This is a genomic window from Pseudomonas sp. 22526 (assembly GCF_052044735.1).
Taxonomy (GTDB): Bacteria; Pseudomonadota; Gammaproteobacteria; order Pseudomonadales; family Pseudomonadaceae; genus Aquipseudomonas; species Aquipseudomonas piscium.
The window spans coordinates 135,697-152,824 of record NZ_JBQENK010000010.1 but is presented as its reverse complement, the minus strand read 5'-3'; the positions used below and the strand labels follow the sequence as shown (position 1 = coordinate 152,824).

At 58.8% G+C, this 17,128-nt stretch carries 16 protein-coding genes and 1 pseudogene; 11 read left to right on the top strand and 6 right to left on the bottom strand.

Features of this window, described 5'->3' with window-relative positions; translation table 11 throughout:
- Positions 1-21: 21 nt before the first annotated feature.
- The 7 genes from atpA (at position 22) to glmS (ending at position 8,633) form a co-directional block, all read left to right on the top strand.
- Positions 22-1,566: a F0F1 ATP synthase subunit alpha gene (atpA, locus tag ACTJKT_RS17160; RefSeq protein WP_009051698.1), complete on the top strand. Its 1,545-nt coding sequence runs from the start codon at positions 22-24 to the stop codon at positions 1,564-1,566.
- Positions 1,567-1,616: 50 nt separating this feature from the next.
- Positions 1,617-2,477, top strand: a complete 861-nt coding sequence (atpG, locus tag ACTJKT_RS17155) for a F0F1 ATP synthase subunit gamma (RefSeq protein WP_025806880.1) — start codon at positions 1,617-1,619, stop codon at positions 2,475-2,477.
- A 27-nt stretch (positions 2,478-2,504) separates the two neighbouring features.
- On the top strand, positions 2,505-3,881 hold the full coding sequence (gene atpD / locus ACTJKT_RS17150; protein WP_009041461.1) for a F0F1 ATP synthase subunit beta: 1,377 nt from the start codon (positions 2,505-2,507) through the stop codon (positions 3,879-3,881).
- Between the two features lie 45 nt (positions 3,882-3,926).
- Positions 3,927-4,352, top strand: a complete 426-nt coding sequence (locus tag ACTJKT_RS17145) for a F0F1 ATP synthase subunit epsilon (RefSeq protein ID WP_025806881.1) — start codon at positions 3,927-3,929, stop codon at positions 4,350-4,352.
- Between the two features lie 114 nt (positions 4,353-4,466).
- Positions 4,467-5,834: a bifunctional UDP-N-acetylglucosamine diphosphorylase/glucosamine-1-phosphate N-acetyltransferase GlmU gene (gene glmU, locus ACTJKT_RS17140; protein ID WP_440787900.1), complete on the top strand. Its 1,368-nt coding sequence runs from the start codon at positions 4,467-4,469 to the stop codon at positions 5,832-5,834.
- 188 nt (positions 5,835-6,022) lie between these two features.
- The gene (locus ACTJKT_RS17135) at positions 6,023-6,790 is read left to right on the top strand and encodes a DeoR/GlpR family DNA-binding transcription regulator (RefSeq protein WP_081363134.1); all 768 of its coding nucleotides are present in this window, start codon (positions 6,023-6,025) and stop codon (positions 6,788-6,790) included.
- Positions 6,791-6,800: 10 nt separating this feature from the next.
- Positions 6,801-8,633, top strand: coding sequence for a glutamine--fructose-6-phosphate transaminase (isomerizing) (gene glmS / locus ACTJKT_RS17130; protein WP_440787898.1), 1,833 nt, complete (start codon positions 6,801-6,803; stop codon positions 8,631-8,633).
- 256 nt (positions 8,634-8,889) lie between these two features.
- Here the strand turns inward: glmS and ACTJKT_RS17125 are convergent, their stop codons facing one another.
- The 6 genes from ACTJKT_RS17125 to ACTJKT_RS17100 all read right to left on the bottom strand — a co-directional run bounded on the left by ACTJKT_RS17125 (position 8,890) and on the right by ACTJKT_RS17100 (position 13,863).
- A complete protein-coding gene (locus ACTJKT_RS17125) occupies positions 8,890-9,390 on the bottom strand; it encodes an outer membrane beta-barrel protein (protein ID WP_440787896.1) in 501 nt (166 codons plus the stop codon).
- 393 nt (positions 9,391-9,783) lie between these two features.
- A complete protein-coding gene (locus tag ACTJKT_RS17120; RefSeq protein ID WP_440787894.1) occupies positions 9,784-10,119 on the bottom strand; it encodes a hypothetical protein in 336 nt (111 codons plus the stop codon).
- A 700-nt stretch (positions 10,120-10,819) separates the two neighbouring features.
- Complete coding sequence (locus ACTJKT_RS17115) at positions 10,820-11,302, bottom strand: hypothetical protein (protein ID WP_440787893.1); 483 nt, start codon at positions 11,300-11,302, stop codon at positions 10,820-10,822.
- A complete protein-coding gene (locus tag ACTJKT_RS17110) occupies positions 11,299-12,120 on the bottom strand; it encodes a winged helix-turn-helix domain-containing protein (RefSeq protein WP_440787891.1) in 822 nt (273 codons plus the stop codon). Before ACTJKT_RS17110 ends, ACTJKT_RS17115 begins: the two co-directional genes overlap by 4 nt.
- Positions 12,121-12,589: 469 nt before the next feature.
- Entirely contained in the window at positions 12,590-13,051 is a 462-nt protein-coding gene (locus tag ACTJKT_RS17105; protein ID WP_440787990.1) for a hypothetical protein, read from the bottom strand.
- 131 nt (positions 13,052-13,182) lie between these two features.
- Positions 13,183-13,863, bottom strand: a complete 681-nt coding sequence (locus ACTJKT_RS17100) for a DUF3313 domain-containing protein (RefSeq protein WP_440787989.1) — start codon at positions 13,861-13,863, stop codon at positions 13,183-13,185.
- Between the two features lie 323 nt (positions 13,864-14,186).
- Between ACTJKT_RS17100 and ACTJKT_RS17095 the strand changes: the two are divergent.
- The 4 genes and pseudogenes from ACTJKT_RS17095 to ACTJKT_RS17080 all read left to right on the top strand — a co-directional run.
- Positions 14,187-14,418, top strand: a pseudogene (locus ACTJKT_RS17095) (HAD-IA family hydrolase); the annotation flags it as partial.
- Between the two features lie 58 nt (positions 14,419-14,476).
- Positions 14,477-15,379 (top strand): LysR family transcriptional regulator, encoded by a 903-nt coding sequence (locus ACTJKT_RS17090; RefSeq protein WP_440787889.1) that lies wholly within the window; start codon positions 14,477-14,479, stop codon positions 15,377-15,379.
- 130 nt (positions 15,380-15,509) lie between these two features.
- Positions 15,510-16,133, top strand: a complete 624-nt coding sequence (locus ACTJKT_RS17085; protein WP_440787887.1) for a glutathione S-transferase family protein — start codon at positions 15,510-15,512, stop codon at positions 16,131-16,133.
- Positions 16,134-16,197: 64 nt separating this feature from the next.
- On the top strand, positions 16,198-17,085 hold the full coding sequence (locus ACTJKT_RS17080; protein WP_440787885.1) for a pyridoxamine 5'-phosphate oxidase family protein: 888 nt from the start codon (positions 16,198-16,200) through the stop codon (positions 17,083-17,085).
- Positions 17,086-17,128: the final 43 nt, after the last annotated feature.

Genomic DNA, 17,128 nt, shown 5'->3' with positions numbered 1-17,128 from the left:
GTTTGAAGGGGCAGCAGAGCAATGCAGCAACTCAATCCTTCCGAAATAAGTGAAATTATCAAGGGCCGCATCGAAAAGCTCGATGTGACCTCTCAAGCCCGTAACGAAGGCACTGTCGTCAGCGTTTCTGACGGTATCGTGCGGATTCACGGTCTGGCCGACGTCATGTACGGCGAGATGATCGAGTTTCCGGGCGGTGTCTACGGTATGGCACTCAACCTCGAGCAAGACTCCGTAGGTGCCGTTGTACTGGGCGCATACACGACTCTGGCTGAAGGCATGAGCGCCAAGTGCACCGGCCGCATCCTCGAAGTTCCGGTTGGTAAGGAACTGCTGGGTCGCGTAGTCGACGCACTGGGTAACCCAGTTGACGGCAAAGGTCCGCTGAACAACACCGAGACCGACGCGGTCGAGAAAGTTGCTCCAGGCGTGATCTGGCGTAAGTCGGTAGACCAGCCTGTACAGACTGGCTACAAGGCTGTCGATGCCATGATCCCAGTCGGCCGTGGCCAGCGTGAGCTGATCATCGGTGACCGTCAGATCGGTAAGACCGCTCTGGCGATCGACGCGATCATCAACCAGAAAGACAGCGGCATCTTCTGCGTATACGTAGCAGTTGGTCAGAAGCAATCGACCATCGCCAACGTTGTTCGCAAGCTGGAAGAAAACGGCGCTCTGGCCAACACCATCATCGTGGCTGCCAGTGCTTCCGAATCCGCTGCCCTGCAATTCCTGGCACCGTACTCCGGTTGCACCATGGGCGAATACTTCCGCGACCGCGGTGAAGACGCGCTGATCGTTTATGACGATCTGTCCAAGCAAGCAGTGGCTTACCGCCAGATTTCCCTGCTGCTGCGCCGTCCACCAGGCCGTGAAGCTTACCCAGGCGACGTGTTCTATCTCCACTCCCGTCTGCTGGAGCGCGCATCCCGCGTTTCGGAAGAGTACGTAGAGAAGTTCACCAACGGCGCGGTAACTGGCAAGACCGGTTCCCTGACCGCACTGCCGATCATCGAAACCCAGGCTGGCGACGTTTCCGCGTTCGTTCCGACCAACGTGATTTCCATCACCGACGGTCAGATCTTCCTGGAATCGGCCATGTTCAACTCCGGCATCCGTCCGGCAGTGAACGCCGGTGTTTCGGTATCCCGTGTGGGTGGTGCCGCTCAGACCAAGATCATCAAGAAGCTGTCCGGTGGTATCCGTACCGCTCTGGCTCAGTACCGTGAACTGGCGGCATTCGCCCAGTTCGCTTCTGACCTGGACGAAGCGACCCGTAAGCAACTTGAACACGGTCAGCGCGTTACCGAGCTGATGAAGCAGAAGCAATACGCGCCTATGTCCATCGCTGACATGTCGCTGTCGCTGTATGCCGCTGAACGTGGGTTCCTGACTGACGTCGAAATCGCCAAGATCGGCAGCTTCGAACAAGCGCTGATTGCTTACTTCAACCGCGATCACGCCGATTTGATGGCGAAGATCAACGTGAAGGGTGACTTCAATGACGAAATCGACGCTGGCCTGAAAGCCGGTATCGAGAAGTTCAAGGCCACCCAAACCTGGTAAGCCGCAGCGGGGGCCGCGAGGCTCCCGCTTGCTAACCTGATAGGTGTTACATGGCAGGCGCAAAAGAGATTCGCAGTAAGATTGCGAGCATCAAAAGCACGCAAAAGATTACCAGCGCCATGGAAAAAGTGGCGGTCAGCAAAATGCGCAAGGCACAAATGCGCATGGCTGCTAGCCGTCCTTACGCGGAGCGCATCCGCCAGGTTATTGGTCATCTGGCCAACGCCAACCCGGAATATCGCCACCCGTTCATGATCGACCGTGCAATCAAGCGCGCCGGTTATATCGTGGTGAGCAGTGACCGTGGTCTGTGCGGTGGTTTGAATACCAACCTGTTCAAGGCTTTGGTCAAGGACATGGCGGTAAACCGCGAAAATGGCGTCGAGATCGATCTGTGCGTGGTTGGCAGCAAAGGTGCGGCTTTCTTCCGTAACTTCGGCGGTAACGTCGTCGCTGCAATCAGCCACCTGGGTGAAGAGCCGTCGATCAATGATCTGATCGGCAGCGTCAAGGTGATGCTGGATGCCTACCTGGACGGCCGGATTGACCGCCTGTCCGTGGTGTCCAACAAGTTCATCAACACCATGACGCAACAGCCTACGGTGGAGCAGTTGATTCCGCTGGTGGCAACCCCGGATCAAGAACTCAAGCACCACTGGGACTATCTCTACGAACCGGACGCCAAAGAGCTGCTTGACGGCTTGATGGTTCGCTACGTGGAGTCGCAGGTCTACCAGGCGGTGGTCGAGAACAACGCGGCTGAACAAGCTGCGCGGATGATCGCGATGAAGAACGCTACCGACAACGCCGGTGATTTGATCAGCGATTTGCAGCTGATCTACAACAAGGCGCGTCAGGCTGCGATCACCCAAGAGATCTCGGAAATCGTCGGCGGCGCTGCCGCGGTTTAACGGTTCAAATATTCAGAGGATCCAGCTATGAGTAGCGGACGTATCGTTCAAATCATCGGCGCCGTTATCGACGTGGAATTTCCACGCGACAGCGTACCGAGCATCTACGACGCCTTGAAGGTTCAAGGCGCCGAAACCACTCTGGAAGTTCAGCAGCAGCTGGGCGACGGTGTGGTACGTACCATTGCGATGGGCTCCACCGAGGGCTTGAAGCGCGGTCTGGACGTCAACAACACTGGCGCAGCCATCTCCGTACCGGTCGGTAAAGCGACCCTGGGCCGGATCATGGACGTACTGGGCAACCCGATCGACGAAGCTGGCCCGATCGGCGAAGAAGAGCGTTGGGGCATTCACCGTCCTGCGCCGACCTTCGCTGAACAAGCTGGCGGCAACGACCTGCTGGAAACCGGCATCAAGGTTATCGACCTGGTCTGCCCGTTCGCCAAGGGCGGTAAAGTCGGTCTGTTCGGTGGTGCCGGTGTGGGCAAAACCGTAAACATGATGGAACTGATCCGTAACATCGCCATCGAGCACAGCGGTTATTCCGTGTTCGCCGGTGTGGGTGAGCGTACTCGTGAGGGTAACGACTTCTACCACGAGATGAAGGATTCCAACGTTCTGGACAAAGTGGCACTGGTATACGGCCAGATGAACGAGCCGCCGGGAAACCGTCTGCGCGTAGCTCTGACCGGCCTGACCATGGCCGAGAAGTTCCGTGACGAAGGTAACGACGTTCTGCTGTTCGTCGACAACATCTATCGTTACACCCTGGCCGGTACCGAAGTATCCGCACTGCTGGGCCGTATGCCTTCGGCAGTAGGTTACCAGCCGACCCTGGCTGAAGAGATGGGCGTTCTGCAAGAACGTATCACTTCGACCAAGCAAGGCTCGATCACCTCGATCCAAGCGGTATACGTACCTGCGGACGACTTGACCGACCCGTCGCCAGCGACCACCTTCGCCCACTTGGACGCCACCGTCGTACTGTCCCGTGACATCGCTTCCCTGGGTATCTACCCAGCGGTAGATCCACTGGACTCGACTTCCCGTCAGCTGGACCCGAACGTGATCGGCAACGAGCACTACGAGACCGCTCGCGGCGTTCAGTACGTGCTGCAGCGCTACAAAGAGCTGAAGGACATCATTGCGATCCTGGGTATGGACGAACTGTCCGAAGCCGACAAGCAACTGGTATCCCGCGCTCGTAAGATCCAGCGCTTCCTGTCGCAGCCGTTCTTCGTGGCTGAAGTCTTCACTGGTTCTCCAGGCAAATACGTTTCCCTGAAAGACACCATCGCTGGCTTCAAAGGCATCCTCAACGGTGACTACGACCACCTGCCAGAACAAGCGTTCTACATGGTCGGCGGCATCGAAGAAGCGATCGAGAAAGCCAAGAAACTGTAATCCCGGCGCCCGGCAACGGGCGCTAATTTAGGTTGAGGCAAGCAGATGGCTATGACAGTCCATTGCGATATCGTCAGCGCGGAAGGAGAAATCTTCTCCGGTCTGGTCGAGATGGTGATCGCACACGGTGAGCTGGGGGATCTTGGTATCGCCCTGGGTCACGCTCCGCTGATCACTAACCTGAAACCAGGTCCGATCCGCTTGATCAAACAGGGCGGGGAAGCCGAGGTGTTCTACATCTCCGGCGGTTTCCTCGAGGTTCAGCCGAACATGGTCAAGGTTCTTGCCGACACCGTGCAGCGTGCTGCCGACCTGGACGAAGCCTCCGCTCAGGAAGCCGTCAAGGCTGCCGAGAAGGCCTTGCATGAAAAAGGCTCGGAGTTCGACTACGGTGCCGCTGCTGCACGTCTGGCCGAGGCCGCAGCCCAGCTGCGCACCGTCCAGCAGATCCGCAAGAAGTTCGGCGGCTAAGCCGCGGGATTTCCGCGTGATTGATTAAAAAGGGTAGCCTCGGCTACCCTTTTTTCTTTTTTGTAATTCACCTCTTGGTCGCAGCCGCCGACCACCCAGGATTGGTAGCCAGTCATGTCTCTCGAAATCGTTATTCTCGCTGCCGGTCAAGGCACCCGCATGCGTTCGTCGTTGCCTAAGGTGCTGCACCCGGTGGCGGGCAACTCCATGCTTGGACATGTTATCCACAGCGCCCGGCAACTCGATCCACAACGCATCCATGTCGTCATCGGTCATGGCGCTGATGCGGTGCGTGAGCGCCTGGCGGCGGATGACCTGAATTTCGTGCTGCAGGACAAACAGCTTGGCACCGGCCATGCCGTGGCCCAGGCTGTGCCTTTCATCACCGCCGACACCGTGCTGATCCTGTACGGCGATGTGCCGCTGATCGAGGTGGAAACCCTGCAACGCCTGCTCAAGCAGGCAGGCCCTGAGCAACTGGGCCTGCTGACCGTCGAGCTGGCCGATCCGACCGGTTACGGCCGCATCGTGCGTGACGCTGCCGGCAAGGTAGCCGCCATTGTCGAGCAGAAGGACACCAACGAAGCCCAGCGCGCGATCACCGAAGGCAACACCGGCATTCTCGCGGTACCGGCCAATCGCCTGGGCGACTGGATGAGCCGGCTGTCGAACAACAACGCCCAGGGCGAGTATTACCTGACCGACGTGATCGCCATGGCGGTCAGCGATGGCCTGGCGGTGGCCACCGAGCAACCCCACGACGCCATGGAAGTGCAGGGCGCCAACGATCGCAAGCAGCTGGCTGAGCTGGAGCGTCATTACCAGCTGCGGGCGGCCCGCCGCCTGATGGCTCAGGGCGTGACCCTGCGCGATCCCGCGCGTTTCGACGTGCGCGGTGAAGTCAGCGTCGGCCGCGACGTGCTGATCGACATCAACGTGATTCTCGAAGGCCGCGTGGTCATCGAGGACGACGTGGTGATCGGCCCGAACTGCGTGATCAAGGACAGTACCCTGCGCAAGGGTGTGGTGATCAAGGCCAACAGCCACATCGAAGGTGCGGTACTGGGCGAGGGCAGCGATGCCGGTCCGTTCGCTCGCCTGCGTCCGGGCACCATCCTTGAAGCCCGTGCCCATGTGGGTAACTTCGTCGAGTTGAAGAACGCACGCATGGGCGAGGGCGCCAAGGCCGGTCACCTGGCCTACCTGGGCGATGCCGAGATCGGTGCGCGCAGCAATATCGGCGCTGGCACCATCACCTGTAACTACGATGGCGCCAACAAGCATCGGACAGTGCTGGGCGAAGACGTATTCATCGGTTCCAACAACTCCTTGGTGGCGCCTGTGGATATCCAGGATGGCGCGACCACGGCGGCTGGTTCCACCATCAACCAGACTGTGGAAAAAGCCCAGCTGGCCGTGGCCCGTGCCCGCCAGAAGAACATCGACGGCTGGAAACGCCCGGTGAAAATCAAGAAGAGCTGAGTTATCCACAACGCAGTGGTCGGTGCTCTCGAGATTGCTTTCGCGGGCAAGCTTCGTTCCCTCTGTAGGAGCGAGGCTTGCCCGCGATGCTTTTTATCCACAGATTTTTTTCTTGCGCCGGCTTGACGGCGATTCGCCAATAGGTTTTGATTGCTTCCGTTATCTTTCGAATCGAAACTTAAGTGCTCATGTCGAAACGCAACACACCCCAACGACGCCACAATATTCTCGCCTTGCTCAATGAACAGGGTGAAGTGAGTGTGGACGAGCTGGCTAAACGCTTCGAAACTTCGGAAGTTACGATCCGTAAGGACCTGGCGGCCCTGGAGAGCAACGGCCTGTTGCTGCGGCGCTACGGCGGCGCCATCACCATGCCGCAGGAACTGGTCAGCGATATCGGCCAGCCGGTGTCCCGCTACAAACAAGCCATCGCCCGCGCGGCGGTGGCGCGGATTCGCGAACACGCACGCATCATCATCGACAGCGGCAGTACCACCGCGGCGATGATTCCCGAACTCGGCCAGCAGCCGGGCCTGGTGGTGATGACCAACTCGCTGCATGTGGCCAATGCCCTGAGCGAACTGGAGCACGAGCCGGTGCTGTTGATGACCGGCGGTACCTGGGACCCTCATTCCGAGTCCTTCCAGGGACAGGTTGCCGAGCAGGTATTGCGTTCCTACGACTTCGACCAGCTGTTTATCGGTGCCGACGGCATCGACCTGGTGCGCGGGACCACCACCTTCAACGAGTTGCTCGGCCTGAGCCGGGTGATGGCCGAGGTGGCGCGGGAAGTCGTGGTGATGGTCGAGGCCGACAAGATCGGCCGCAAGATTCCCAACCTGGAGCTGCCCTGGAGCAGCGTCCATACCCTTATTACCGATGATCGCCTGCCTGCAGAGGCCCGCGACCAGATTCAAGCCCGCGGCATCACGCTGATTTGCGCGGCAGTCATCTAGGAGAGAAACCATGTGTGGAATTGTTGGCGCCGTTGCTGAGCGGAATATCACGGCCATCCTGCTCGAAGGCCTCAAGCGCCTCGAATACCGCGGCTACGACAGCGCCGGGGTGGCGGTCCTGACCAACGATGGCAAGCTCGAGCGCATGCGTCGTCCGGGCAAGGTCAGCGAGCTGGAGCAGGCCCTGGCCGGCGAGCCGCTGGTCGGTCGCCTGGGCATCGCCCACACCCGCTGGGCCACTCACGGCGCGCCGTGCGAACGCAACGCCCACCCGCATTTCTCCGGTGACCTGGCAGTGGTGCACAACGGCATCATCGAGAACCATGAAGCCCTGCGCGAGCAGCTCAAAGGCATGGGCTACGTGTTCACCTCGGACACCGACACCGAAGTCATCGCTCACCTGCTGAGCCACAAGCTCAAGGACCTGGGCGACCTGACCCTGGCCCTGAAAGCCACCGTCAAAGAGCTGCACGGCGCCTATGGCCTGGCCGTGATCAGCGCCAGCCAGCCGGACCGCCTGGTCGCCGCCCGCAGTGGCAGCCCGCTGGTGATCGGCCTGGGCCTGGGTGAGAACTTCCTGGCCTCCGATCAACTGGCCCTGCGTCAGGTAACCGACCGCTTCATGTACCTGGAAGAGGGCGATATCGCCGAGATTCGCCGCGACAGCGTGCAGATCTGGGATGTCGCCGGCAAAGCGGTCGAGCGCGAAGCCGTGCAGTACCGCGACGGTGCCGAAGCCGCCGAAAAAGGCGAGTTCCGCCACTTCATGCTCAAGGAAATCCACGAGCAGCCAGCCGTGGTGCAACGTACCCTCGAAGGTCGCCTGAGCCCGAACCAGGTGCTGGTACAGGCCTTCGGTCCACAGGCCGCCGAGCTGTTCGCCAAAGTGCGCAATGTGCAGATCGTCGCTTGCGGTACCAGCTACCACGCCGGCATGGTTGCCCGTTACTGGCTGGAAGAGCTGGCCGGGATTCCGTGCCAGGTCGAAGTGGCCAGCGAATTCCGCTACCGCAAGGTGGTGGTGCAGCCGGACACTTTGTTTGTGACGATTTCTCAGTCTGGCGAAACCGCCGACACCCTGGCCGCCCTGCGTAACGCCAAGGAACTGGGCTTCCTCGCCAGCCTGGCAATCTGCAACGTCGGCATCAGCTCGCTGGTGCGTGAGTCCGACCTGACCCTGCTGACCCAGGCCGGTCGTGAAATTGGCGTGGCCTCGACCAAGGCCTTCACCACCCAGTTGGTTGGCCTGCTGTTGCTGACCCTGTCCCTGGGCCAGGTCCGCGGCACCCTGGGCGAAGGCGTCGAAGCCACCCTGGTGGAAGAACTGCGGCGCTTGCCGACCCGCCTGGGCGAAGCCCTGGCGATGGACAGCACGGTGGAAAAAACCGCCGAGCTGTTCGCCGAGAAGCACCACACCCTGTTCCTCGGTCGCGGCGCGCAATTCCCGGTGGCGATGGAAGGGGCACTCAAGCTCAAGGAAATCTCCTACATCCACGCCGAAGCCTACCCGGCCGGCGAGCTCAAGCACGGTCCGTTGGCCCTTGTGGATAACGATATGCCGGTGGTCACCGTGGCGCCGAACAACGAGCTGCTGGAAAAGCTCAAGTCCAACCTGCAGGAAGTCCGCGCTCGTGGCGGCGAGCTGATCGTCTTCGCCGATGAGAAAGCCGGCATGACCAATGGCGAGGGCACGCATGTTATCCACATGCCGCATATCCACGACATCCTGTCGCCGATCCTCTACACCATCCCGCTGCAACTGCTGTCGTATTACGTGGCGGTGCTCAAGGGCACTGACGTCGACCAGCCGCGCAACCTGGCCAAGTCCGTGACGGTGGAGTGAGTTATCCACAACCCGGTTGTACAGATATACCCCGGTGTCTGAATTGAGTGTCGTTCCAGCGCCGGGGCATGCTGGGCTATTCGCGCGCTGGCTCCCAATCGCTTTTTCGTGCTTTTCGCACGCGGGTATTGGATTGGTTTGCCAGCGCCGGTTCGACCGGTTTGCCGTCGTTCAGGTTGCTTCGCAATCCTGGGCGGCAAGCCCGACGAGGATGATGGTTTGAGCGACCAGTATGGCCGCTCGATTCATGTTGGCATTACCAGAGAATAAACGCCGATGCCGTCGTTTGATTCAGGTTGATGTCGCCGACCTCCAGGACTTCATATTCGGCGCGGATACCGATGTTGCGAAACACATCAAATTCAACGCCGGCACCGTAGGTCGGACTCACCCCGGTGTCATCATCGCTGGCATTACCGCCGGCATCCCAGGCATGAGCACCGACACTACCGAAAACTCGCACCCGTTGTCCCAGCGGGAAGCCGAGATGGGCACTGGCCTGAACGGATTTACCATCGAAATCGAGATTCTTGTCCTTGAATTGGCCGAGATCCACGAAGGCGCCCTCGAAGGCCAGATAACCGTTGAGACGATAGCCTGCAAAAACCTTATAGCTATAGTCTTCATCGCTCAGATGGGATTTGTCGGTTTCGATATTACTTACGCCTGCCCCAAGATACAGGCCTTTGTCGTCAGCCAATGCCTGAAAAGACAGCAACGAAAGCAGTGAAAGGAAGCCAAGGTTTCGAAATAGCATGTGAAGCAGTGTCCTTCTACAGGTTGTCGATTGTGAGGGGGTACTGAGAGTTCGAGTGATCGCGAAGACTGATAAAAGTCATTGCTTGATATTTTTACGTAACTTCGCCAGCCCATGAGCAGGGCGTTCTTCAGCCAATAACACAGCCTCTGAAACCCGTGTGCTAGTTGCTGTCGAGTCCGAAATAATATGATTTGGCTGGGCGGGATCTGGCCTGGGCGCCGTTATTAACCGTCAATCAACCAGGCTAGGGCTACACCACATAAATAGGCGGCAAGGCAGAAGAAGATTTTCTGCTTGAGTGACAGTGCGTTTAATCGAAAATGCATACTTATTCCCTCGAGTTGGAAAAAGTCGATATGGGCAATTCAGGCCAAGCGTTTTTTCAGGAGTCTATGTCAATGACTTCGGCGCAAGCTCCAAGGCTGCTGAAAAAACGTACCTGTCGCTCGATGGCAAATTCAGGTTTTCAAGTTTGCATGGCGCTGTTTGTGAACCAAAGATTGCCGTTTTCTGACGTGATGGACCGATGGCGGCTGCATCAAAGGCAAAATAATCATTGGCTAGATAGCCTGTGCAAATCCTGTAACTGGAACTTTCATTGCCCAGCGTCTTTTTACTGTTTTTAATGCGCGTCAGGTCGGCGCTGTAAAGCTCCTTGTCCTTGGCGATGGCCTTGAGAGAAAACACTAAACCAAAGGATGCGATTGCGAGGTTTTTCAGCAGCATCGATATGCGTTCTTTGTTAATGAACTTTCAGGCAGGACACAGGGTCAGCGCGCATCACTGTCACAGGCTTGGCCTGTTGATAGTCTTGCTCCCAGGATGCGTATTAAAGTCAGAAACTCATATTTTTGATGACCAAGCAGTGGTCCCTGTTTTTCAGAAAGTCAGGTAGCCAGGCAAGGCCTCATGATCAAAGTGTAATCAGCGAAAAGTCGTGAATCTCATTAATGGTATTTTGTGCTGGGGGAGGATCGATTGCCCCTTCATCGTCATGGTATTCATTCTCAAAGTAGATGTTCAGTTGCGACAACTTTAGTTTCTCATTCGGACTCAATTCTATTTGGTAGAGTTCGATTTCCGTGCTGCCGGCAGAGTATTCATCGTGCGCCACCGAATGAAAGGATATTGCAGCTAAAGATAGAACTGCCAAGATTCTGGTTATCATCGATTTGACGACTCGCAAAAAATGTATGTTTTCATCTGGCACCCAGGAGAGTGTTCGAATGAGGGGGCGCGGAGCCGGTTTTGTGCCGAGTGACAACAGGCACGGCTCCGAACGCCAGAGTGGAGAGATCTTGCAGGGGAAGGAACGTCTGATTCAAATCAGTGATTATTATTTTTCGGTTTGAATCAGCGTTAGGCAGGACAGGAGCGCATCAAGCCCTGTCGTCTGGTCAAATTCATGTGACAGCGCTGGGAGGTTCTAGTGACTCATGCAGCGCAAGCGGCTCAGTTCATGCACATAAACGCACAGGGTGTTTTTATCGGTGGTAGGGAGCAATTCGTAGTTTAGAACAGCGCCTTCTTGCAGAACGTATTGGCGTTTGAAAAAGAGATCAGGTGTCTTTTCGATGGCGAACAGCTCGTTATCCTGGCTAAGTTTCACAGTGCTGATCTTTATCTGAAAGTGATGCTTGCTTTCTCGGATAACCTCCGCCGACACAGTAGCGTTACGAATTTTTCCGTTCAGGCTTTCCAGCATGGTTTGGGTCAGTCGACCGTGCCCGATAGTCAGGTACTCTTCCGTATTGAGCTGATTCGAATCTTCGAGCCATTGTCGAGTGATGGTTTGATAGCTGGTGTTTTCCATGTAATGGGATGGCGAATAAGTCAGTAAAAAAATACAGGCGACGTTGATGAGTGCAAGCACTATCCAATGAGCGGTTGACGATATTGTTGGCTTCATAGGGCGGCTTCCAGACATTGCCGGATCATCAGTGCGAGGTCTTTCTGTTCGCTGTTCAATTGCAGGTTTGCAGTGCTTAGATCCGGGCGAACGCACGAAACGGAATAGTGTGATTTAGCGAGATTCAACCAGACCTGGCCTTTCAAGTTCGGTGAAAACTGTTGAACCTGTTTAGCCGAAAGATCTCTCAGCGATTGAGCCTCGGCGACACTGTTGGCGACTGCATGGATGACCAACTCGTTCTGTTTTATGCTGGAAACTTCTATTTTCGGTGTGTCGAAGGCGGTGTGGAAACCCGTGAAGGCACAGACTCCCAAGGTCAAGACATAACCGATCAACTGGGCTTTTGTGATGCGAGTTGGTTTTATGGGGTTTTCTGAAGGCAACGGAAGATGATCTTTCGCGCTTGGTGGAAGTTGTTCAATGACGGGTGCGGCAGGTTGTGCGGCTTCATTTGAAGGCGTCGGCAAGTCTGTCGGTGCATCAACTACATAATGACGGTTGAAGCAATATCCTCTTCGAGGAACCGTCATCAAGATCTCATGATCTCGACTGTCGTTGAGAATATTTCGAAGTGAAAAAACGGCCTGGTTCAAACTGCCGGAGGCGACGACGCGGTCATTCCAGGCGTAGTCGATGATCTCCTCACGGCTTTTAGTCTGGCCCGGCTCCATAAGCAGCAGACCCAGTAGACGCGATTCAGCTCTGCCTATCGTGGAGTTTTGAACATCTCCATGAGGTGTCGTGATGGAGAGCAAGGCAGTATCCGGGTCGAAAAGAACCATGGAATCATTTTTCAACTTGAAGGCGTAGCGCATGCGAATCCTCCGTTCAGGTGGTTCTGGCTGAGTATAGGGACGGCTTTGCTGGGCTGGATCTGAGGCAATACAGGCTTGTCGGGGAGATGAACGGCTAGGCGTGGGCAAGCACGCAAGGTGCAGAGAGCGTCACTGGACAATGCTGGAACAACCCATCAAAAGTCTCACTGGAATCAGGCAAGGGTAATCCACGGGGTTTAATCGGAGGTCATGATGACGCTCAGTACGAGCCATCTGCGCCATCCAACTGCAAGGCAGAGTATCGGACGGCTCGTTATTCAAGCACAAGCGTGCGACCTGGCGATATCCGCGCCCTGTATTGAAGCGAAGAGTTGAACAGAGAGGGAGAGGGGAAGAGTGGCATTACTTCAGGGGCAAGGATGAACTTGCAGGCATTCCAGGGCAGCAGGTTGGATCGATTTCACCATCTGCATCAAGAATGCCTGTGCCCTGTAAAGGAACGGCTGGATCAAGGCTGAACGTTGTAGCCACGCTGTTGCAGGCAACTGCTGTACACGGAGTTGTTGGCGGTGACGTTTTGCTCGGTAGTTTTAAGGTCCTGTCTGCGTTCCTGGCGCTGTCTCGATGCGCCGATCATTGCGCCGGCCGTCGCGGCGCTGCGGGCATGGTTCTGGCGATAGTCTTGCTTGATATCGTCGTCGATATGGTCATAGACGTTTTCATGTTGCCGGCCCCGAACCTCCGCAGCAGTAGCCCCGGCGATGGCGGCGGTAGTCGCGCCTTTTATCCGGCCGCCGTAAGGCACGGTGTTTTGTATCGGGAACTGAGCATTGGCCTGCGACTGGCAGGCACTGGTGTCTTGCTGGATCGTCTGGGAAGTCTGGCCTTTCAGGGGAACCACCGTTGCCGCCAACGCACCGGAGCTGGCGAGCAATACAAAGGCCGATAAGGTAAAACTCAGTATTTTCATCAAGTCGGACTCTCGTTGGACGTCATTGCCTGGCCTGGCGGCCTGTGTTTGGCAGACGCAGCGTGACTGTCGTTCTGAAACCCCAGGCCTTTCCAGGCAATGCAAGGTTTGCGCTGGGTATCCCGCGGTCGTCACTGTCTGGAAAGCAGTGTCTGCATGTCGTTGGTCATGCTTTTGAAGGCGGCCTTGAAGTCATTGGCGACTATTGGCTGGCTGGCGTTTTTCAAGGTCTCGCCGAACACCTTGCGCACCATCTTGGCGACCGGCAACCCGGTCTTGGCGTCGATCAGGTCGGCTTCGAGATACAACTCGGCCGTCTGGTCGCGATGGCCGGTGGCTGCCTGGGTTGCCCCGACAATTGCGGCGATGGGCACGACCTCATACCAATGCATGCCCTCGTTGCTGGCGCTGACGTCGGTGATAGCCGCCTGCAGGATCAATGTCCGCGAATGGGCCGGTGCCTGCTGTGCATTCGAGACGATCCTGTAGGTGGGAGCGAATGCGTTCCTGATACTGTTGCTGGCGCTGACCTGCAGGTCTTTCAGGGTTTGCAGGTTGACGCGCTCGGTCGGTTTCGGCGCTGGATACAGCTCTACCTGCTTGAACACGACAGTGGAATAGGCGTGAGGATCGAACCCTGGCGCCACCCAGCGCAGCACCTTCTGTTCACTCGGCGTGGTGTGTTCCTCCAGTCCCTGATAATTGGCCAGGAAGCCTGAATATTGCTCTTGCTGCGCCACCTTCGAGACACAGCCGACCTGGAATATGCAGCTCAAGGCAATTCCCACGATCCATTTATTCGACATGCACATGTGTTCTGTTCCCAAGTGATGAACGTTGTCATTCAGGTTCCGAGCTGGCCCCCGGCACCGACCTGAGCTACGCGAAGCGGATGCTTGCCTGTCGCTCAATGCGTGGTGGATGCTGCCCGGAGTGGCTGGATAATCCGAATCAATAATCCTCAACAACGATCAAATTTCATCGCCCGTGCGTATCCGGCGGCATGTCAGGGGACTAGGCAAGCCAAGTGTATCCAGGCCTCTCAGCTCGAGGCCCGGGCTTCTGCTGAGACGGATTTGGTTATCCGGTTTCAATTTTTCCCAGCGCTTCGACGATGCTGACAACGGGCCTATATGGCCCGCTGCCTTACCTGACGGCCCTCCGACTGCTGGAGGTGAGCGGCCGATCAGGCGCTGGCTTTCGAGGACTCGCTGGCCGGGGTGCGTTCGGCGGTAGCGGCGGGCATCCACACCTTCGGCATGCTGTCGGGGCTCGAGGAAACACAGCTTCGCGAGGCGGGTGCGCGGAGTATCATCCGGGACTTCAATGATGAGGCCTTGTGGCAGCGACTCCAGGTCCCTGCCTGAGCCCGGGCGGTCCATGCGGGACGGTGCCGGGGCAGGGCGCCGTAGTGCGAGGACCGCCATGGACCGATTCCAGGAAATGCAGGTGTTCATCAGCGTCGCCCAGGAGCAGGGCTTCGCTGCCGCGGCCCGGCGCCTGGGGTTGTCCGCGCCCAGCGTGACCCGGGCGGTGGCGGCGCTGGAGCAGCGTATCGGCACCCAGTTGCTGACCCGCACCACGCGCAATGTGCTGCTGACGGAAGCCGGCCAGCGTTATCTGGAAGACAGCCGGCGCATCCTCGCCGAGTTGCAGGACGCCGAGGCCTCGGCCGCTGGCATCCATGCCCTCCCGCGCGGACAACTGACGATCACCGCTCCGGTGCTGTTTGGCGAGTTGTTCGTGACCCCGCTGATGGTGGATTACCTGGAACGCTTTCCCGAGGTCAGCATCAATGCCCTGCTGGTTGATCGGGTGGTGAGCATGGTCGAGGAGGGCATGGACGTCGCGGTGCGCATCGGTGAGTTGCCCGACAGCGGCCAGCACGCAATGCGCGTCGGCGAGGTGCGGCGGGTCATCTGTGCGTCCCCGGCTTTCCTGGCCCGGCATGGGCGGCCGCGACATCCGCAGGAATTGCGCCAGGCGCCGGTGATTGCCCCATCTTCCATCGGCCAGTCCAGAAGCTGGCTGTTCGACGATGGGGGAACCCCCTTGAGCGTTCGTCCGGAACCGCGGCTGGTGGTCACCGCCAACCAGGCGGCGATCAGTGCCGCGTGCCTGGGGCTGGGCCTGACCCGGGTGCTGTCGTACCAGGTCGCGGGCAAGCTGGCGGCCGGCGAGCTGGAGATTGTTTTGGCGGAGTTCGAACTGGCGCCGCTGCCGATCCATGTGGTGTACCAAGGCGGGCGCAAGGCCCCGGCGCGGGTGCGCAGTTTCGTCGACTTCGCGGTGCAGGCACTGCGCGAACATCCGGCGTTGCAGCCGTAGCGCTGATCATTGCGCTGGCTGAAATGATGGATTGTGTTTTCTGGTGATTCTGTTGTTTTGACCCGAGAGGGAAGATGGCGTCCGTCAGTGCCGCTCCTGTGAGCCGCACCCCTGCCCAGCGGAGTCTGCCATGCACGCCATCAAGCTCTACAACTTCCCCCGTTCCGGTCATGCCCATCGCGTCGAACTGATGTTGTCGCTGCTGGGGCTGCCTTTTGAACTGATCTTCGTCGATCTGGCGAAAGGCGAGCACAAACAGGCGGACTTCCTGGCGCTGAACCCCTTTGCCCAGGTACCGGTGATCGACGACCAGGGCGTGGTGCTGGCCGACTCCAACGCGATCCTGGTGTACCTGGCGCAGAAGTACGGCCAGGGCCGTTGGCTGCCCAGCGATCCGGTTGGCGCGGCACGGGTCCAGCGCTGGTTGTCGGTGGCGGCGGGACCTATTGCGTTCGGCCCGGCGGTGGCGCGGCTGATCACCGTATTCGGCGCCCAGCGCAACGCCGAGGAGGCCATCGACCGCTCCCATGCGTTGCTCAAGGTGCTCGAGCAGGAACTGACGGCCAGCCCTTACCTGGCGGGCAGCGAACCGACCATCGCCGATATCGCCGGCTACAGCTACATCGCCCACGCCCCCGAGGGCAATGTGTCGCTGGCGGATTATCCACAGGTCCGCGCCTGGCTGGCGCGCATCGAAGCCTTGCCCGGCTTCGTCGGCATGCCGCGCACCGCGGTGGGCCTGCAAAGCGCCTGAACCTGGCGGCCCGGCACCCCCCGGGCCCGCTGACTGCTGCGTCATCGACGCAGGGAGACCCATCATGAACACCGAATCCCCCTGGCACGCAGGCGAAACCCGCCTGCAAGCCCAGGCCGGCGTGGCCGAGCGCATGGACGTCGTCGGGCGCAAGGTCATCCGCAGTGAGATGCCCGACCAGCACCGGCAGTTTTATCAACAGCTGCCGTTCATGCTGCTCGGGGCTGTGGATAACCAGGGCAACCCCTGGGCCAGCGTGCTCGAAGGGGCTGTCGGTTTCGCTCACTCGCCAACCCCTGGGTTGCTGCGGCTCGACAGCCTGCCAGCCGCCGAAGACCCTGCCCAACTGACGTCGGGCGCGGCCGTCGGCCTGTTGGGCATCGAACTGCACACCCGGCGGCGCAACCGCCTCAACGGTCGGATCGTCCAGCTGGACGACAGCGGCTTTGCCCTGGGCGTCGAGCAGTCCTTCGGCAACTGCCCGCGCTACATCCAGCTGCGTCAGTTCGAGTCGGTGCCGCTGGCCATGCACAGGCCGGTGCAGCGCCTGAACGCGCTGGACGAGGCGGCGAGGGCAATGATCCGGGGCGCCGATACGTTTTTTGTCGCCAGTTACGTGGAGGTCGAGGGACGGCTCTGGGTCGATGTTTCCCACCGCGGCGGCCCGGCCGGTTTCGTGCGGGTCGAGGGCAACCGCCTGAGCATTCCGGATTTTGCCGGCAACCTGCACTTCAACACCCTGGGCAACCTGCTGCTCAACCCCCGCGCCGGCCTGCTGTTCATCGACTTCAGCCGTGGCGACCTGCTGCAGCTCAGCGGACGCACTGAAGTCGTGCTCGACGACCCGCAGATCGCAACCTTCCCGGGCGCCGAGCGCTTGTGGCGCTTCGAGGTCGAGCAACTGGTGCGCCGGCCTGCAGCGCTGGCTTTGCGCTGGACGGATCAGACGTAGGAGCGAGGCTTGCCCGCGAAAGGGCCGTACCTGACCCACCGCA

Coding starts and splice junctions, on each gene's coding strand:
- atpA (WP_009051698.1), top strand. CDS start 22: ATGCAGCAACTCAATCCTTCCGAAATAAGTGAAATTATCAAGGGCCGC.
- atpG (WP_025806880.1), top strand. CDS start 1,617: ATGGCAGGCGCAAAAGAGATTCGCAGTAAGATTGCGAGCATCAAAAGC.
- atpD (WP_009041461.1), top strand. CDS start 2,505: ATGAGTAGCGGACGTATCGTTCAAATCATCGGCGCCGTTATCGACGTG.
- ACTJKT_RS17145 (WP_025806881.1), top strand. CDS start 3,927: ATGGCTATGACAGTCCATTGCGATATCGTCAGCGCGGAAGGAGAAATC.
- glmU (WP_440787900.1), top strand. CDS start 4,467: ATGTCTCTCGAAATCGTTATTCTCGCTGCCGGTCAAGGCACCCGCATG.
- ACTJKT_RS17135 (WP_081363134.1), top strand. CDS start 6,023: ATGTCGAAACGCAACACACCCCAACGACGCCACAATATTCTCGCCTTG.
- glmS (WP_440787898.1), top strand. CDS start 6,801: ATGTGTGGAATTGTTGGCGCCGTTGCTGAGCGGAATATCACGGCCATC.
- ACTJKT_RS17125 (WP_440787896.1), bottom strand. CDS start 9,390: ATGCTATTTCGAAACCTTGGCTTCCTTTCACTGCTTTCGTTGCTGTCT.
- ACTJKT_RS17120 (WP_440787894.1), bottom strand. CDS start 10,119: ATGCTGCTGAAAAACCTCGCAATCGCATCCTTTGGTTTAGTGTTTTCT.
- ACTJKT_RS17115 (WP_440787893.1), bottom strand. CDS start 11,302: ATGAAGCCAACAATATCGTCAACCGCTCATTGGATAGTGCTTGCACTC.
- ACTJKT_RS17110 (WP_440787891.1), bottom strand. CDS start 12,120: ATGCGCTACGCCTTCAAGTTGAAAAATGATTCCATGGTTCTTTTCGAC.
- ACTJKT_RS17105 (WP_440787990.1), bottom strand. CDS start 13,051: ATGAAAATACTGAGTTTTACCTTATCGGCCTTTGTATTGCTCGCCAGC.
- ACTJKT_RS17100 (WP_440787989.1), bottom strand. CDS start 13,863: ATGTGCATGTCGAATAAATGGATCGTGGGAATTGCCTTGAGCTGCATA.
- ACTJKT_RS17090 (WP_440787889.1), top strand. CDS start 14,477: ATGGACCGATTCCAGGAAATGCAGGTGTTCATCAGCGTCGCCCAGGAG.
- ACTJKT_RS17085 (WP_440787887.1), top strand. CDS start 15,510: ATGCACGCCATCAAGCTCTACAACTTCCCCCGTTCCGGTCATGCCCAT.
- ACTJKT_RS17080 (WP_440787885.1), top strand. CDS start 16,198: ATGAACACCGAATCCCCCTGGCACGCAGGCGAAACCCGCCTGCAAGCC.